Source organism: Streptomyces sp. 4F14 (assembly GCF_048159485.1).
GTDB lineage: Bacteria > Actinomycetota > Actinomycetes > Streptomycetales > Streptomycetaceae > Streptomyces.
On the sequence record NZ_JBLRVY010000013.1, the window covers coordinates 177218 to 193394 of the forward strand.

The following is a 16177-nucleotide window of genomic DNA, read 5'->3' on the forward strand; positions in this document are numbered from 1 at the left end:
TGCCCTGGTCCCCGATGGCCCGGCTCGTCGCCCGCCGTCTCCTGCTCGCCGTCCCCGTCCTGCTCGTCGTCACCTTCGGCGTGTTCGCGATCGCCGCCGCCTCCCCCTTCGACCCGGTGAAGGCGTACGCGGGCAGCGCCGCGCTCGGCGCCGACGCGCAGACGCTGGCGCGGCTGCGGGAGAACCTGGGTGTGGACCGGCCGTTCGCGGAGCGCTGGTGGGAGTGGCTGACGTCCGCGCTCGGCGGGGACCTGGGCCGGTCGAGCGTACTGCGGCAGCCGGTCGCGGAGGTGATCGGTGAACGGCTGCTGTGGTCCAGCCTGTTGTGCGCGGCGGCGTTCGTGGTCGCCGTAACGACCGGCACAGTGCTGGGAGTTCTGGCGGCCCGGCGTCCGGGCTCGATGCTCGACCGCACGGTCACCTCGCTCGCGTACGCCCTGGAGGCCGCGCCCGTCTTCTGGATCGCGCTGCTCGCCGTGTGGCTGTTCGCGCTCCAGTGGGGTGTGCTGCCCGCCGGGGGACTGACCGACACGGCCAGCGAGGTGGTGACGGCGGACCAGGTCGTCCGGCATCTCGTGCTGCCCGCCGGGGTGCTCGCCGTGTCCCAACTCCCCTGGTTCACCTTGTACGTTCGCCAGGGCGTCGGGGACGCGCTCGTCGAGGACCCCGTACGGGGCGCCCGCGCCCGGGGGTTGAGCGAGCGGACCGTCCTGCTCGGGCACGCCCTGCGCTCGGGTCTGCTGCCGGTGCTGACGCTGGTCGGCTCCCGGGTGCCCGAACTCATCACCGGGGCCCTGCTGGTGGAGACCGTGTTCAGCTGGCCGGGGATCGCGGCGGCGACCGTCGAGGCGGCCACCTCCGTCGACTTCCCGCTGCTCGCGGCGCTGGCCACGCTCGCCACGGCCGCCGTCCTCGCCGGGAACCTCCTGGCCGACCTGCTGTACGGCCTCTTCGACCCGAGGGTGGGATTCAGTGACATGTGAGGCGCCCGGCTGGCGGTCGTACGGGCCGAGTCGCCGCTCCACGCGAACAGTCCGGGTACGGGTCTCGGCAACCATCCTCGTGGTGACCGCACTTGCCGTCCTGCTCGTACCGCCGATCGTCCAACTCGACCAGCAGTCCGTCGACCTGGCGTCCAAGCTGCTGCCGCCGAGCTGGTCGCACCCCTTCGGCACCGACGACCTCGGCCGGGACCTCCTGCTGCGCTGCGTGTACGGGCTGCGCGTCTCCCTCCTGGTCGGCCTCGCCGCCGCGCTGACCGCGACGGTGCTCGGCACGGCGGTGGGGGCGCTCGCCGGGACGTTCGGGGGGTGGGTGGACCGGGTCGTGATGCGGGCGGTGGACACCGTGTCGTCCGTTCCGCATCTGCTGCTCGGCATCTTCGTCGTCGCGATGTTCCGGCCCGGGGTGTGGCCGGTGATCGTCTCGGTGGGGGTCACGCACTGGCTGTCCACGGCCCGGATCGTCCGCGCGGAGGTGCTGTCGCTGCGGTCGCGGCCGTTCGTCGACGCGGCGGTCTCCGGCGGGGCCTCGCGCCGCCGGGTGACCGTACGGCACCTGCTGCCGGGCGTCCTCCCGCAGGCCGGGCTGGCCGCCGTCCTGATGGTGCCGCACGCCATGTGGCACGAGTCCGCCCTCTCGTTCCTCGGTCTCGGCCTCCCCTCGCACATGGCCAGCCTGGGCGGGCTCGTGCAGTCGGCCCGTGGCTCACTGCTGGCCGGGCAGTGGTGGCCGACGCTGTTCCCCGGCCTGTTCATCATCGTGCCGACCCTGGCGATCGCCGGGGCGGCGGGGGCCTGGCGCGAGCGGATCAACCCGCGCAGGAGATCGGAGCTGATGCTTTGAGCACGGTTGGTGAAGAGGCGCCCGTCCTGTCCGTACGCGGTCTCTCCGTCCGTTTCCTCATGCCCGGCGGGCGCGAGGTGCCCGCCGTCACCGACGTCGGGTTCGAGGTGGCGGCCGGGGAGTGCCTCGCGCTGATCGGGGAGAGCGGGTGCGGCAAGTCGGTGCTGGCGTCGGCGCTGCTCGGGCTGCTGCCCGCCAACGCGCAGGCGCGCGGGGAGGCTTGGGTCCGGGGTCTTGACCTGATCGCGGCCGACGAGGGGACGCTGGTGCGGCGGGTGCGGGGGCGGCTCGTGGGGCTGGTGCCGCAGAGCCCGGCGGCGCATCTGACGCCGGTGCGGACGGTCCGGTCGCAACTCGCGGAGACCATACGGGCGTTGACGGACACCAAGAAGGAGACCGGGAAGGGCACGAAGAAGGCGGGCACGAGCGGGCCGGCGCATCCGGCCGACCCCGCGACCACCCCCCACCTCAGTCCCGTCGAGAGAGCCGCCCAGCGCGCCGCCTTCCCCCTCGACCACCTCGACCGCCACCCCCACGAACTCTCCGGCGGCCTCGCCCAACGCGCCGCCACCGCCCTCGCGTTGGTCGGCGAAGCCCCCCTGCTGCTGGCCGACGAGCCGACGACCGGCCTGGACCGCGACCTGGTGGACCACACGGTCGACGAGCTGCGCCGGCACGTGGACGCCGGGGCGGGCCGGGCGCTGCTGATGATCACGCACGATCTCGCGGCGGCGGAGCGTATCGCGGACCGGGTGGCCGTGATGTACGCGGGCCGGATCGTCGAACTCACCGACGCGGCAAGCTTCTTCGGCACCCCCGGCCCCCGCCACCCCTACAGCCGGGGCCTGTTGGACGCCCTGCCGGACCGGGCCTTCCTGCCGATCCCCGGCATGCCCCCGGAGCTGGGCGCGCTCCCGGAGGGCTGCGCGTTCGCGCCCCGCTGCCCCCGCGCGAGCCCGGCGTGCGCGGTGCTCCCCACGCCGACGGGCACGACCGGCACGACCGCCTGTCACCACCCGCACCTCCTGGAGGACCTCCGTGCTTGAACTGCGCGCCATCACCGCCGGGTACGACAGGAAGTCCCCGGCGGTCCGCGACGCGTCGCTGACGATCGCCCCCGGCGAGTCCGTCGGCCTCCTCGGTCCGAGCGGCTGCGGAAAGTCGACACTGGCGAAGGTGGCGGCCCTGCTGCACCGCCCGGACGCGGGCACCCTCACCCTGGACGGCACGCCCGTCCGCCGCTGGCGCCACCGCGCTCCGCGAGCCCAACGCACCTCGGTGGGCGTCGTGTTCCAGCAGCCGCGCCTCTCGGCGGACCCGCGCCTGTCGCTCGCGGACCTGATCGCCGAGCCCCTGCGCGCGAACGGCCACCCGCCGCGCATCGACGCCTTGGCCGCCTCGGTCGGTCTCACCCCGGACCTGCTGGCCCGCCGCCCGCACGAGGTGAGCGACGGCCAGCTCCAACGCGCCTGTCTGGCCCGCGCGTTGTCGCTGTCGCCGCGCTGGCTGATCTGCGACGAGATGACGGCGATGCTGGACGCGTCGACAACGGCCGCGCTGGTACAGGCGGTCGAGGCGTACCGCGCGGAGAGCGGTGCCGGTCTCCTGGCCGTGGGTCACGACCGGGTCCTGCTGAGCCGCTGGTGCGACCGGACCGTGCACTGGGACGAGGTCGGCGGAGCCGGATGACGGCCCCGCCCCGCACCCGTGGCCGCCGTACAGTTCAAGCCATTCGACGGGCCGTACCCGCACAGGGGCAGACCGCCCCCGGCGGGTCCCCCTACTCTGCCCCTGGATCGCCGCGCGGCTCGGGGAGTAGCACCTTGTACAGCATCATCGTGATCCCTCCGCCGACCACGGAGGACGCCCGGCCGGACACCCGTTTCCGGCTCGCGCCCGGTGAGCGGCTCACGTTCGGCCGGTCCGCGGGCGAGAACACCCTGGGGATCCCGCACGAGGGGGTCTCCCGCTCGGCCGGTGAGATCGCCGCGCACGGCGCCTACTGGATCCTCAGCAACCACAGCCGCTCCCAGACGTACGTCGTGGAGAACCCGGAGGGCGCGGGCGAGCACGTCAAGGTGGGCCCGGGGCGGCTGGACGCGCCGATCCCCTTCGAGTTCTCCCGGATCGTGCTCCCGGCGGCCGGGGACCTGCTGCCGATCGAGGTGTGGGCGCCGCGCCACGACTACCGGGACTGGTCGGCCGGTCCGGCGGGCTCGACGACCACGCCCGCGTTCTCCGTCGACCGCTCGAAACGCTACTTCGCCGTGCTGGCCGCCCTGTGCGAGCCCCGGCTGCGCGGCGCACCGCACGCCCCGCTGCCGACGGTCGACCAGGTCGTCGACCGGCTGCGCCCCGGCTGGCCCGCCGCGTCGCGCGCCACGGTGCAGTGGAACATCGACTACCTGGCCGTGAAGCTGCGCCTCAAACCCGGCCCCGACACGGCGGACCCGGGTCCGCGCCTGAACGGCAAGAAGGAGTCCCTGGTGTCGCTGGCGCTCCGCTTCGACCTCGTACGCGAGGACGACCTGACCGCGCTCCCGGGTCCGGGGACACGGTGACGCCGCAGCCGTACGCGGTGGTGGTGCCCAAGGGCTACCGGGTGGGTGTCTGGGAGGTGCGGGAGCCGATCGCGACGGGCGCGTTCGGCAGTGTGTACGCGGCGCGGCGCACCGGCGACGAGGAGTCCGGCCCCCACCTGCCCCGCACCGCCGCCCTGAAGTTCCTGCCCACCGGCACCGGCACCCCGCGTCACCTCGCCCACCTGCGCGAACTGGCCGACCGCGAGCTGGCGTTGCACCGCAGGCTCAAGCACCCCCGGCTGATCCGCATGTACGGCACGCTGACCGTGGACGACCCCGCCCGCCCGGAGCTGGACGGCGCGGTGGTCCTGGTCCTGGAGCGGGCGGAGGAGTCCCTCGCGTCCCTCCTCACCCGCACCCCGCGTGCTGGGGGCCCGGCCCTGCTGGCGGAGATCTGCGAAGGGCTGGCCCAGCTGCACCGGGCGGGCTGGGTGCACGGTGACCTGAAACCGGCCAACGTGCTGCTGATGCGGGACGGTTCGGCACGGCTCGCGGACTTCAACACGGCGGCGGAGCTGGAGGGCACGCACGCGTACGCGCCCGCGTTCTCGACGCCCGACTACACGCCGCCGGAGCTGCTGTGGTCGGAGATCGGCGAGCGGGGGCGCCGGATCCGTCCGTCGGCGGACATCTGGGCGTTCGGTGTCCTGGCCCACCTGGTGCTGACCGGTTCCTTCCCGCTGCCCGGCGGCACCCCGACGGCCCGTCGGCACGCGTCGGCGGCGTACGCGCGGGGCGTGGAGGAGCTGCGGCTGTCGCCCGAACTCCCGGACGCCTGGCGGGAGATCGTGCGGGACTGCCTGACCCGGACGCACGAGGAGCGGGTCGGCGGAGAGGCGCTGCTGCGGCGGGTGGAGGCGGTGGCGGGCACGGCGCCGAGGGCCGGGTTCCGGCAGCGCCGTCACGGCCGTACGCCGCTGGTCGCGGGCGCGGCGGCGGTGGCGACGGCGGCCGTCGCCGTCCTCGGGTACACCGTCAGCACCTGGGCGGACGAGGAGCTGCCCCAGGCGCCCGGGAGCGCGGGCGGGGCGAGCACGGCGGCGGCCCTGTACGGCGCCCCGTATCTGCGGACCGACAAGGGGGTGCCGCCCGCCTACCGGCTGCTGATCGTGGAGACGGCGCACGACTGCGGGCGGCCGGAGGTCACCCCGGCGCTGCTCGCGGCGATGCTGAAGGTGGAGAGCGACTTCGACCCGGACCTCGCGGACCCGGCGAACGACGAGTACGGCATCGCGCGGTGGACGCCCCGGGTGCTGCGCTGGTGGATGCACGAGGACGGCACTCCCGGCGAGTCGGTCCCCCAGCCTCCTTTCCCGCCCGCCGAGTCGATCCCGGCGATGGGCCGCTACCTGTGCTGGATCGCGCCCCGGCTGGACGCGAAGCTGCCGGGCGACCGCCGGGTGCTGGTCTCGGCGGCGTACCGGACGTCGTACAAGGTGGTGAACAAGGCGGCCGGCGTTCCCCCGAAGGTCCGGCCCTACGCGGAGCGCGTCGGCCATTACCTCAAGGAGTACACGCCGCCGGGGCGGAAGTGACCCTGAGAGTTCCGAGGTACCTCTCCCTTCCGTTCCGTACCAAGGTGATGACCGTCCACCTACGGGGGTGGTGAACGTGTCAAGGAAGGACAACCTCATGAGGAACGCAATCCGGTTCAGGCGGCTGACCACCGCTGCCGCCGCGGTCGCGGCGGCCGGCGTGCTCGCGGCCGGCACCACGGCATCCGCCGACTCGGCTTCCGTCGAGGCGGCCGGCAAGTGGCGGGCCTTCACCCAGACGGGCTTCCAGGGCCCGGACGGCTGGTTCGGCCCCGGGGCCACGGGGTCGTGCATCTACGTCGGCGGCAACTGGAACGACAAGGTCCGTTCCGCCCGCACCGAGGACCGCAACGTGCGGGTCGAGCTGTGGGAGCACGCCAACTGCACCGGCTGGTCGATCACCATCGACGACAGCGGGTACGGCAACATCGGCCCGTGGGTGAGCGCGTATCGCGTCACCACCTGAGCGGGGCACGCGCGTCACCCGTGCAGTTCGCGGTAGGCCGCCACCGCTCCCGCGTGGAGCGGCACCTCCCCGGTGCCGATCAGGCTCCGCACGTCCAGGAACTGCGTCCCGAGCGCCGACGCCGGGACGAGCCGGGTCGCGCGCCTGACCAGTACGTGGGTGAGGGCGGCGGCGAGCGGCGCCGAGAGGTCGGGGCGGCACAGCAGCAGGTTGGCCGCCCCGATCGTCGCGACCTCGGCCGTCCCCTCGTACACGCCCGCCGGGATCGTCACCGCCTCCAGGCCCGCGCCGCCGCTCTCGCGCACCTCGGGCAGGAGCCCCGCCAGGGGCAGGAGACGGATGCCGGGGGCGTGGGCGAGGGGGGCCAGAACGGGCATCGGGACGCCGCCGGCGACGAGGGCTGCGTCGACGGCGCCCGTCCGCAGGGCCTGGGCGACCCGCGTCATCCGCAGATACCGCACCCGTACGTCCACACCGGGTGTGAGGCCCGCCGCGCGCAGCAGGCGCTCACCCAGGACCGCGCCGCCGGAGGCGGGGGCGCCGACCGACACGGTACGTCCCTTGAGGTCGGCGACGCTGCGGGCGGGCGAGCCGGCGCGTACGGCGAACTGGGCGTAGTTCTCGTAGACCCGGCCCACCGCGCGCAGCGGCACGGGCGCGGTGAACGGTCCGCGTCCGCCGTACGCGGACCAGGCGATGTCGGCGAGTGCGAGCGCCACGTCGGCGCGGCGTGCGGCCAGCAGCCGGATGTTCGCGACGCTGCCCTCGCTGCTGACGACTTCGCAGGTCAGCCGGGGGTAGACGGCGGTCACCTGGGCGGCGAGGAGCCGTCCGAAGGCGACGTAGAAGCCGTCGCCCTCGCCGGTCGCGATCCGCAGCCTGCCGGTGGGGCCCCGGTCGGCGAGCCGGGCGTCGCCGCCGAGCGCAGCGGCCCCGAGAGCGGCGAGCAGGAGGGTACGGCGGCTGTTCATGGCGTACGGCTTTCCCGCTGGGGGAGCACCGCGCGTACCGCCAGCCCGCCGAGCGGGCCCGCCTCGAACTCGATGCGTCCGCCGTGTCCGGCGACGAGGCGTTCCGCGATGGCGAGTCCCAGCCCGCTCCCCCGCACGTCCCGGTGGCGCTCCGCGCGCCAGAACCGCGTTCCGGCGCAGGCGAGTTCACCGGGGGACAGCCCGGGACCGTCGTCCCGGACCTCGATCGCCACCTCGGTGCCGGTCGCCTCGCAGGACACCTCGACGCGTCCGCCGCCGTACTTGATCGCGTTGTCCAGGAGGATGTCCATCACCTGCGCCAACTCGTCGGCGGAGCACGCCACCACGCCCTTCCCGACCCGGTCGAGCACCAGCGCCCCCTTCGTGGCCGGCCGCCACACCTGTGCCTGTGCCTCGATCACCGGCCGCACCTCGCAGCTCGCGCCCTGACGGTCCGTCACTGCCAGCTCCCCGGCCCGGTGTTCGGCGTCGGCGAGGGTCATGAGGTCGTCCAGCAGGCGTTCCATGCGCTCCAGTTCGGCGGTGACTCCTGTGTACGTGCGCGTCGCGGAGGCGGGCAGCCGGGGCTGGAGGGAGTCGATGCGCAGGCGCAACGCCGCGAGGGGGTTGCGGAGTTGGTGCGAGGTATCGGCGACGAGGCGGCGTTGCTGTTCGAGGGCGGTGGTGACGGTGTCGGCCAAGCGGTTGAACCCCTCGACGACCTGCCGGAGTTCGGGCGGACCTCCGGCGCGCACGACACGTTCCGGTGGCAGCCCGGCCGCCAACTCCCCTACAGCGCGGTCGAGTCGGTGCAGGGGCCGGACGACCCACTGGGTGGCCCGGCGGGCCAGCAGCACGCAGGCCGCCGCGAACACCCCGGCCCCGGCGAGGACGAGGGCCCAGCGCAGGGCGACGTCGGCGGCGGCGGCCCGCACGGAGGCGCGCAGGACGACCGCGCCGGAGACGCGGGTGCCGGTGCCGACGGGCCTCGCGAGCAGGACGTCGGCGCGGGACCAGGGGCGCACCGTCCCCGCCGGATAGCGGAGTTGGCTGCGCAGGGCGGCGTCCACGAGACGGGCCACGGCGGGGTCGGCCGCGTGCAGGCCGCCGGTCTGGACGACGGGCGCGCGGCGGGCGTCGACGACCACGACGGCCTCGCCGTACAGCTCGGTGTAGCGGTCGGCCTCGGCGGTCAGGGTGCTCGGATCGCCGCTGGTGGCGGCCTGTTCGGCGAGGGTGGCGAAGCGGTCGAGGTCGGCGGCGCGGGCGGCGACGAGCTGCTGGGTGCGCTGGACGGCCGTCAGGGTGAGGAGGGGTCCGGCGAAGCCGGCGACGGCGAGCAGGGCGAAGGCGAGGACGACGGTGAGGACCCGGGCGCGCATCCGGTCACCCGCCGAAGCGGTAGCCGAACCCCCGGATGGTGGTGAGGAGTTCGGGCCGGCCGAGTTTCGCGCGCAGCTGGGTGATGTGGACGTCGAGGGAGCGGGACACGGCGAGGTAGGCGTCGCCCCACACCTCGTCGAGGAGCTGCTGACGGCTCACGGCGGCCCCGGCGCGGGAGGCGAGCGCGGCGAGGATCTCGAACTCCTTGGTGGTGAGCCGGACTTCGGCGGCGCCGACCTGGACGCGGCGGGCGTCCAGGTCGACTTCGACGTCCCCGGCGCGCACGGTGTGCCGGGCGGGCGCGGCGAGGGCGGCGGCACGCCGGGCCACCGCCTCGATCCGGGCGAGGAGTTCGGCGAGGCGGACCGGTTTGACGAGGTAGTCGTCGGCGCCGAGCCTGAGGCCCCGGACGACGGAGCGTTCGTCGCCGCGCGCGGTGAGGATCAGCACCGGCAGGGCGCTGACCGCGCGGAGTTTGCGCAGGACGTCGAGGCCGTCGAGGCCGGGCAGGCCGAGGTCGAGGAGGAGCAGGTCGGCCTGGCGGTGCCGGGTGAGGACCTCCTCGCCCCGGCTGACGCGGGCGGGTTCGTGTCCGGCGTCGTAGAGGGCTTCGGTGAGGGCGCCCGCGACCCCGTCGTCGTCCTCGGCCAGCAGCACCCGCACCGCGTCTACCCCTTCCGCTCGTCCAGCGGCGAGCCGTCCGACGTCTCGCGCATCCGAATGTAGACGAGCAGGGAGACCAGGACGCAGGCGGTGACGTAGAAGAAGTACCAGCTCTCGTGGCCGATGTCCTTGAACCACAGGGCGATGTACTCGGCGGTGCCGCCGAAGACCGCGACCGTCAGGGCGTAGGGCAGGCCAACCCCCAGGGCCCGGATGGCTGTTGGGAAGAGTTCCGCCTTCACGACCGCGCTGATCGACGTGTACAGCGAGCTGATCGCGAGCGGGACGACCATCAGCACGAAGGCGTAGTACGGGTTGTCGGTGTGCGACAGCAGCGTCAGCGAGGGGACGACGACGAGCGCGCCGAGCACCCCGAAGCCGATCAGCAGCGGGCGGCGGCCCACCCGGTCGGAGAGGCGGCCCATCACCGGTTGCAGGGCCACGAACACCAGCAGGGCGCAGAAGTTGATCCACGCTGCGGTCGGTTTCGCGATACCGCTGGTGTTGACCATGAACTTCTGGAGGTAGGTCGTGTACGTGTAGAAGAACAGGGTGCCGCCCATGGTGAGTCCGACGACGACCAGGCACTGACGGGGGTAGGACAGCAGCATCCTGAGGCTGCCGCGCTCCTCGTTCGCCCGCCCCTCCTCGAAGCTCTCCGACTCGTCCATCCCGCGCCGCAGCCACAGCACGACGACCGCCCCGGCCGCCCCCACGACGAACGCGATCCGCCAGCCCCACGCCTCCATCTGCCCGTCGCTCAGCACCGACTGGAGGACGATCTGGAGCCCCAGCGCCGTCAACTGCCCGGCGATCAGGGTCACGTACTGGAAGCTGGAGTAGTACCCGCGCCTGCCGGGCGTCGCGACCTCGGACATGTACGTCGCCGACGTCGAGTACTCCCCGCCGACCGAAATGCCTTGCAGCAGGCGGGCGGTGACGAGCAGGACCGGCGCGGCGACGCCGATCGCGTCGTACGACGGGGTCAGCGCGACGATCAGCGAGCCGACCGCCATCAGCGTCACGGACAGGGTGAGCGCCGACCGCCTGCCCTTGCGGTCCGCGTACCGGCCGAGCACCCAGCCGCCGATCGGCCGCATCAGGAACCCGACCGCGAACACGGCGGCGGTGTTGAGGAGTTGGGCGGTCTGGTCGCCGGAGGGGAAGAACGCGGCGGCGAAGTAGACGCTGAACGCGGTGTACGCGTACCAGTCGTACCACTCGATGAGGTTGCCGACCGAGCCGCGCACGATGTTCTTCGCGACCCTGCGCTCGTCGTGCCGGGTGTCCCTCTCGTGGACGGCGGTGTCCTGTGTGGCCATCGAAACTCCCTCGTCAGCGGCCTGGAGCAGCCAGAATCCGGGTGACGAGGGGGGTGGACAAGATCGGGCGTGAAGTCCTAACACCCCCTTAGGACGCGGCTACGACTCGGCGCTGACCGGGTCCCGGGCCGGTTCCTCGGCCGCCTGCTCGCGGCGGCGGAAGGCGCCTGCGGCCAGGGTCAGCGGGCCGATCAGCAGGACGAGCACCGCGACCGCGCCCAACGCGGCGGGCAGGCTGGTCAGTTCGGCGAGGCCGCCCACCATGGGCGGGCCGAGGAGGAAGCCGCTGTAGGCGATGGTCGTCGCGAAGGCGACCTCGCGTTCGCCGCCGCCCCCGTCGACGCGGCGCCCGGCGGCGCCGCTCAGTTCCATGACGACGGGGGACGCGTACGCGAGGCCGATTCCGGCGACGGCGAACCCGGCGAAGGTGAGCGCCGGGGACGGGGCCAGGACCGCCGTGGCGAGCCCAAGGCCGCCGATCACCGAGCCCCCGATGAGCATCCGGGGCGCTCCCCAGCGGCGTTGGATCGCCTCGCCGCACAGGCGGGTGCAGGCCATGGTGACCGAGAAGCAGGAGTAGATCAGGGCGCCGGTGGCCTCGCTGAGACCGCGCTCGCGCACCCCGAACAGCGCCGACCAGTCGGCGGTGGCGCCCTCGGCGATCGAGGCGCACAGGGCGACGGCGCCGAGCAGCCACAGCGCGGGCCTGCGGAAGGGGGCTTTCCCGGCGCGTCCGTTCGCCGCCGGGACCTTCAGCCGTTCCTCGACGGGGATCCAGCGGGCGATGGCGACGGTGACGCCGCCGCAGACCAGGGCGACGATCACGAAGTGGCGGCCCGGTGCGAGCCCTTGTCCGGCCGCGAGGGCGGCGCCGACCGAACCGGCGAGGGTGCCGACGCTGAAGGCCGCGTGGAACAGCGGCATGATCGACCGGCCGGTCCGGCGGGTCGCCGTCACCCCGGCGACGTTCATCGCCACGTCCATCACGCCGACCATGGCGCCGAGCGCGATCAGCAGCAGGCCGAGCGCGGCGGGCGACCCCGCGAGGCCCAGGGCCGGGAGCATCGCGGACCCGGCGACGCCGGACACCGTCATCACGACGCGGGCGCCGAACGCCGCGCAGAGCCGGCCCGCGAGCAGCGAGGCGGCGATCATGCCGACGCTGGCGCCGAGGAGGGACAGGCCGAGCGCTCCCTCCTCCGCGCCGATCTGCTCCGCGAGCGCGGGCACCCGAGGGGCCCAGGAGCCGAGCAGCGCGCCGTTGAGGACGAAGGCGCCGAGGACGGCGACGATTCCCGGGTCCCGGACACCGCCCCGGTCCGGCTGGGTGTCGGTCATGGTCTGCTCCGTCCGGGCCCGGTCCGATAAAGCCGAGCATAGGTGTGCCCCGGAAATTCGACAGCGGCGGCGGCGAGTTCCCGCCAAGAATGGCTGATTCATTCCGGGCGGGGTGCGATATCCGCCGACGATCAGTAAAGCTCTTCTAAAGACCGAGGAGGAGTAGCGATGACCGATCGAACCCCACCCCTGGACTTGAGCGAATCCCGGCAGCTGCTCGGCAGAGCGGTACGTGTCGATGCCACCCAGGCTTACTCCGGCTATGTCCTCGACCGTGACCGTCTGGTGGACGGCGAATATCCGCTGTACGGGGAACGGGCGTCCGGCGCGTATGTGTGGGATGTCGACGGGAACCGGTATGTGGATTTCATTCTGGCCTATGGCACCGTAATTCTCGGCCATGCCGATCCGGTGGTGTCCGAGGCGGTCGTGCGGGAGATCCGCGACGGGTTCGCGATAACCCTCCGTAAGAAAGTCCAGGTGGAACTGGCGGAGCTGCTCGTCTCGGTGGTCCCGAACGCCGACCGGGTGTTCCTGCTGAAGAGCGGCTCGGACGCGACGAGCGCGGCGGTGCGGCTGAGCCGGGCGTACACCGGCCGTGAGCGGGTGATCCGCTGGGGGTACAACGGCTGGCACGACTGGTGCGCGGGCCGCCCGGCGGGGGTGCCCGAGACCGCCCAGCGGACGGTGAGCACGTTCCGGTACAACGATCTGGCCAGCCTGGAGCAGGAGTTCCGCCGCCATCCCGGCGAGGTCGCCTGTCTGCTGATGATGCCGTTCGAGGAGGAGCCCCCCGCCGAGGGCTTCCTGACCGCCGCCGCCGAACTGGCCCGGGAGCACGGCGCCCTGTTCGTGCTCGACGAGATGCGCTCCGGGTTCCGGGTCGCGCTGGGCGGTGCGCAGGAGCGGTACGAGGTGCAGGCGGATATCGCCACCTTCAGCAAAGCAATGGCCAATGGTTATCCCATCTCGGCGGTGGTGGGCCGTGAGGAGGTCATGCGCACGGTCGGCGACGTGCACATCGGGTCGACCTTCCACGTGAACGGCGCGGAAATGGCCGGTGCCGTCGCCACGGTCACCCGGCTCCGCGATTCCGACGCGCTGAAAAACATCGAGGAACTGGGGGCGGCTCTGCAACGCGGTATGGCCGAACAGATCGGACGGTCCGGACTCGACGCCCATGTGCTGGGCGTACCGCAAATGCCGTTCATGCGTTTCCGCCACACCGATGACAGGGTCCGCCGAAACATCCAGGACGCTTTCTACACAGAAACCACACGCCGCGGGGTGTTGTTTCACCCGAACCACCATTGGTACATCAACGCCGCGATGACCCATGACGACATCGAGACCGCTCTCGACGCCACGGCGGCCGGATTCCGGGCGGCGGAAATCGCCGCGCACCACGATTGAGACGCGCGCCGCCGTGCGGTCCGAGGCCCCCTGGAACAGCGCCACCTACGACCTGTCCGGCGGCGCCGTCCTCGGCCGCGAACCGCTGCGCTGGCTCGGCGCGGGCAGGATCGCGGTCGTCTGCCTGCGCGGGCTGCTGGCGGAGCAGGAGATGGACACGGCCCGCCACCAGGCCCACGCCCTCCTCGGCCCCGCCCCGGCCGCCCGCCCACAGGGTCCGCACGAGTACGTCGACACCGGCGCCCGCATGGCCCGCGCCGGCTTCGGCCTGCCCGCCCGCGTCCGCGCCGCGCTGCGCCGGACGTTCGGGCTCTCCGCGCTGGAACCGGCGAGCGAGGCCGTCGTCCGCCTGCACACCGGCGGCGTACGCGATCCCCTGCACCACGACGCGACGGGGACGGCCCGGCTCAGCTGCTTCGTCAGCCTCCAGGAGTGCGACTGGGGAGGCGAGTTGGTCGTCTACCGCAGACCGTGGGAAGCGTCCGACGAGCGGTGGCGGCTCCCGGACGGGCCGGGTTACCGGGGCGAGGTCGTCGCCGCCGCGCCCCGGCACGTCTTCCGGCCGCGCGCACGCGACGTCTACCTCATCAACGCGGCCTACTACCACGAGACCGAGAAGGCCCACGGCACCGCCCGCACCACGCTGGACTTCTCCATCGGCTTCACGGACGACGCCCCGGCGCGGGGCTGACCGGCGCGTCCAACACCCGGGAGAAGGCGGGCCGTTCGAGATCCAGGACCTCGGCGTGTCCGACGGCGCGAAGCGGGATAATCGACGCTTCGCACAACGTGACGACAGGGAGCTGACCGGTGACTTCTGCGGCAGGAACGGGGCGACGGCACGCGATCGTCGTGGGTGGGAGTCTCGCGGGGCTGCTCGCGGCGCGGGTGCTGGCCGGGCAGGCCGAGCGGGTGACGGTCGTGGAGCGGGACCGCTTCCCGGAAGGGGGCGGGGCCCGGCCCGGCGTACCGCAGGGGCGGCATCCGCACGTCCTGCTCCAGGGCGGGCAGACGGCGTTCGAGTCCCTGCTGCCGGGAATCCTCGCGGAGTTGAGGGCGGCGGGGGCGCCGTGGGTGGGGATGCCCGAGGACATGGCGCTGTGGCAGAACGGCCGCTGGCTGCGGCGGTTCCCCGCGACGACGCACATCTACACCGGTTCCCGGGGGCAGTTGGAGGGCCTGGTGCGGCGGCGGGTGCTCGCCGATCCGGCGATCAGCGTGCTGGAGGGGACCGACGTCGTCGGCCTCCTCGGCGACGCCACGCGGGTGCGGGGCGTGCGGGTGCGGGACCGCTCCGAGGGCGCCGGGGCCGAACTCCGGGACCTGGAGGCCGACTTGGTGCTCGACGCGTCCGGCGCGGGCACCAGGGCCCCGCAGTGGCTCGCGGAACTCGGCGCCGGGGCCGTACAGGAGGAGACCATCGACACCGGGCTCGCCTACGCCTCGCGGATCTACCGGGGCAAGGGAGGCAGCCGCCTCGACGACGGGGGGACCCTCGGGTACTACGTCTACCCCAACCCCGAGCAGGTCCACGCGGGCGGGGCGCTGCCGCTGGAGGACGGCAGCCATCTGGTGATCGTCTCCGGGCTGCGCGGCGACGAACCGCCCACCGGGGACGAGGAGTTCGAGGCGTACACGAAGCGGCTCGGGCATCCGCTGCTCGACCGGTGGCTCGCCGAGGCCGAGCCGCTGACGCCGGCGTTCGGGTTCCGGCGGACCTCGAACGTCCGGCGCCGCTACGACCTGCCCGGCACCCCGGCGGGGTTCCTCGCGGCCGGGGACGCGCTGTGCACGTTCAACCCGATCTACGGGCAGGGCATGGCCATCGCCGCGATGAGCGCGGTCGCCCTGCGCGACGCCCTCGCGGACCGGCGCCGTACGCCGACGACGCGGCGGGTGCAGCAGGTGCTGCTCGCGGCGTCCCGGCAGGCGTGGGACATCTCCGCCGGGGCGGACCGGCAGATGCCGGGGGCGGTCGGGTCGGCCGTCGCCACCACTCCCGCCGACCGGGTCGCGGGGTGGTATCTGCGCCGGGTCACCGAGCGCGCGCCCGGCGATCCCGTCGTGGGGCGGGCCTTCCGGGCCGTGCTGACGCTGTCCGCGCCGGTCTCCGCGCTGTTCGCGCCCGCCGTGGCCCGGGCCGTGCTGTTCGGCTCGCCGGCTCCGACGCCCGACGGTCCGCCGCCGGTCCGCGAGGAGTCCGGCACGGCTTCCTGACCCCCGGCCCGGGTACCCTACTTGCATGGAAGCGCAAGTAGGGCCCTGGGACGAGGCGCAGGCGCAGCAGGCGGTCGCCGTCCTCAAAGCGGTCGCCGACCCCTCCCGCTACCGTCTGCTGTGGGCACTCACGGACCGCGAACTCCCGGTCAGCAAGCTCGCGGAGATCATCGGCGCCCACGTCGCGGCGACCTCCCAGCACCTCGCCCGCCTGCGCGCCGCCGGCCTGGTGGACTCCCGCCGCGACGGCACCCGCATCTACTACCGCACCACCGGCCCCCGGGTCCGGGCCCTCCTGGAGGGCGCGGTCCTGGCGTCCGACGGGACGGGCACGCGGCAGGAGGGCACGCAGGCCACCGGAGAGGTCACGCACCCGGCGACGGAGAAGGCACGCGCCGGGAAGAAGGCACGCGCCGGACGCCCCGCCCCGGCGAACTGACCC

16 protein-coding genes are annotated in these 16177 nt (G+C 73.6%); 11 read left to right on the forward strand and 5 right to left on the reverse strand.

The window, feature by feature from the left end:
- Window positions 1–14 precede the first annotated feature (14 nt).
- The 7 genes from ACLZOT_RS23700 (at window position 15) to ACLZOT_RS23730 (ending at window position 6428) form a co-directional block, all read left to right on the forward strand.
- Entirely contained in the window at window positions 15–983 is a 969-nt protein-coding gene (locus tag ACLZOT_RS23700; RefSeq protein WP_416971136.1) for an ABC transporter permease, read from the forward strand.
- Entirely contained in the window at window positions 973–1845 is an 873-nt protein-coding gene (locus tag ACLZOT_RS23705; protein ID WP_416971041.1) for an ABC transporter permease, read from the forward strand. Before ACLZOT_RS23700 ends, ACLZOT_RS23705 begins: the two co-directional genes overlap by 11 nt.
- 59 nt (window positions 1846–1904) lie before the next feature.
- Window positions 1905–2891: an ABC transporter ATP-binding protein gene (locus tag ACLZOT_RS23710; protein WP_416971137.1), complete on the forward strand. Its 987-nt coding sequence runs from the start codon at window positions 1905–1907 to the stop codon at window positions 2889–2891.
- Window positions 2884–3534, forward strand: a complete 651-nt coding sequence (locus tag ACLZOT_RS23715) for an ABC transporter ATP-binding protein (protein ID WP_416971042.1) — start codon at window positions 2884–2886, stop codon at window positions 3532–3534. Before ACLZOT_RS23710 ends, ACLZOT_RS23715 begins: the two co-directional genes overlap by 8 nt.
- 134 nt (window positions 3535–3668) lie before the next feature.
- Complete coding sequence (locus tag ACLZOT_RS23720) at window positions 3669–4406, forward strand: FHA domain-containing protein (RefSeq protein WP_416971043.1); 738 nt, start codon at window positions 3669–3671, stop codon at window positions 4404–4406.
- Window positions 4403–5962 carry a protein kinase domain-containing protein gene (locus ACLZOT_RS23725; protein ID WP_416971044.1) on the forward strand — a complete coding sequence of 520 codons (1560 nt, stop codon included), beginning with the start codon at window positions 4403–4405 and terminating at the stop codon, window positions 5960–5962. The genes ACLZOT_RS23720 and ACLZOT_RS23725 overlap by 4 nt, the downstream gene beginning before the upstream one ends.
- Before the next feature lie 97 nt (window positions 5963–6059).
- Entirely contained in the window at window positions 6060–6428 is a 369-nt protein-coding gene (locus ACLZOT_RS23730) for a peptidase inhibitor family I36 protein (RefSeq protein WP_416971045.1), read from the forward strand.
- A 14-nt stretch (window positions 6429–6442) separates the two neighbouring features.
- On the opposite strand, the gene ACLZOT_RS23735 is transcribed toward ACLZOT_RS23730, so the two are convergent.
- From ACLZOT_RS23735 to ACLZOT_RS23755, 5 genes are all read right to left on the reverse strand, one after another.
- Window positions 6443–7399 carry a TAXI family TRAP transporter solute-binding subunit gene (locus tag ACLZOT_RS23735; RefSeq protein WP_416971046.1) on the reverse strand — a complete coding sequence of 319 codons (957 nt, stop codon included), beginning with the start codon at window positions 7397–7399 and terminating at the stop codon, window positions 6443–6445.
- The gene (locus ACLZOT_RS23740) at window positions 7396–8781 is read right to left on the reverse strand and encodes a sensor histidine kinase (RefSeq protein WP_416971047.1); all 1386 of its coding nucleotides are present in this window, start codon (window positions 8779–8781) and stop codon (window positions 7396–7398) included. The genes ACLZOT_RS23735 and ACLZOT_RS23740 overlap by 4 nt, the downstream gene beginning before the upstream one ends.
- A 4-nt stretch (window positions 8782–8785) precedes the next feature.
- On the reverse strand, window positions 8786–9445 hold the full coding sequence (locus ACLZOT_RS23745; protein WP_416971048.1) for a response regulator transcription factor: 660 nt from the start codon (window positions 9443–9445) through the stop codon (window positions 8786–8788).
- Between the two features lie 5 nt (window positions 9446–9450).
- Window positions 9451–10767 (reverse strand): MFS transporter, encoded by a 1317-nt coding sequence (locus tag ACLZOT_RS23750; RefSeq protein ID WP_416971049.1) that lies wholly within the window; start codon window positions 10765–10767, stop codon window positions 9451–9453.
- Window positions 10768–10866: 99 nt separating this feature from the next.
- Entirely contained in the window at window positions 10867–12105 is a 1239-nt protein-coding gene (locus ACLZOT_RS23755; protein ID WP_416971050.1) for an MFS transporter, read from the reverse strand.
- 168 nt (window positions 12106–12273) lie between these two features.
- On the opposite strand from ACLZOT_RS23755, the gene ACLZOT_RS23760 reads away from it, so the two are divergent.
- From ACLZOT_RS23760 to ACLZOT_RS23775, 4 genes are all read left to right on the forward strand, one after another.
- Complete coding sequence (locus ACLZOT_RS23760; protein WP_416971051.1) at window positions 12274–13518, forward strand: aspartate aminotransferase family protein; 1245 nt, start codon at window positions 12274–12276, stop codon at window positions 13516–13518.
- A gap of 13 nt (window positions 13519–13531) precedes the next feature.
- Entirely contained in the window at window positions 13532–14209 is a 678-nt protein-coding gene (locus ACLZOT_RS23765) for a hypothetical protein (protein ID WP_416971052.1), read from the forward strand.
- 161 nt (window positions 14210–14370) lie between these two features.
- Window positions 14371–15735 (forward strand): FAD-dependent oxidoreductase, encoded by a 1365-nt coding sequence (locus ACLZOT_RS23770; RefSeq protein WP_416971138.1) that lies wholly within the window; start codon window positions 14371–14373, stop codon window positions 15733–15735.
- A 25-nt stretch (window positions 15736–15760) separates the two neighbouring features.
- Window positions 15761–16174, forward strand: a complete 414-nt coding sequence (locus ACLZOT_RS23775) for an ArsR/SmtB family transcription factor (RefSeq protein WP_416971053.1) — start codon at window positions 15761–15763, stop codon at window positions 16172–16174.
- Window positions 16175–16177 lie beyond the last annotated feature (3 nt).

What these genes read in the sequence shown, in the direction of transcription:
- ACLZOT_RS23710 (WP_416971137.1), top strand. Translation starts at nt 1,905, where the DNA reads ATGCCCGGCGGGCGCGAGGTGCCCGCCGTCACCGACGTCGGGTTCGAG.
- ACLZOT_RS23700 (WP_416971136.1), top strand. Translation starts at nt 15, where the DNA reads ATGGCCCGGCTCGTCGCCCGCCGTCTCCTGCTCGCCGTCCCCGTCCTG.
- ACLZOT_RS23750 (WP_416971049.1), bottom strand. Translation starts at nt 10,767, where the DNA reads ATGGCCACACAGGACACCGCCGTCCACGAGAGGGACACCCGGCACGAC.
- ACLZOT_RS23740 (WP_416971047.1), bottom strand. Translation starts at nt 8,781, where the DNA reads ATGCGCGCCCGGGTCCTCACCGTCGTCCTCGCCTTCGCCCTGCTCGCC.
- ACLZOT_RS23735 (WP_416971046.1), bottom strand. Translation starts at nt 7,399, where the DNA reads ATGAACAGCCGCCGTACCCTCCTGCTCGCCGCTCTCGGGGCCGCTGCG.
- ACLZOT_RS23730 (WP_416971045.1), top strand. Translation starts at nt 6,060, where the DNA reads ATGAGGAACGCAATCCGGTTCAGGCGGCTGACCACCGCTGCCGCCGCG.
- ACLZOT_RS23775 (WP_416971053.1), top strand. Translation starts at nt 15,761, where the DNA reads ATGGAAGCGCAAGTAGGGCCCTGGGACGAGGCGCAGGCGCAGCAGGCG.
- ACLZOT_RS23755 (WP_416971050.1), bottom strand. Translation starts at nt 12,105, where the DNA reads ATGACCGACACCCAGCCGGACCGGGGCGGTGTCCGGGACCCGGGAATC.
- ACLZOT_RS23760 (WP_416971051.1), top strand. Translation starts at nt 12,274, where the DNA reads ATGACCGATCGAACCCCACCCCTGGACTTGAGCGAATCCCGGCAGCTG.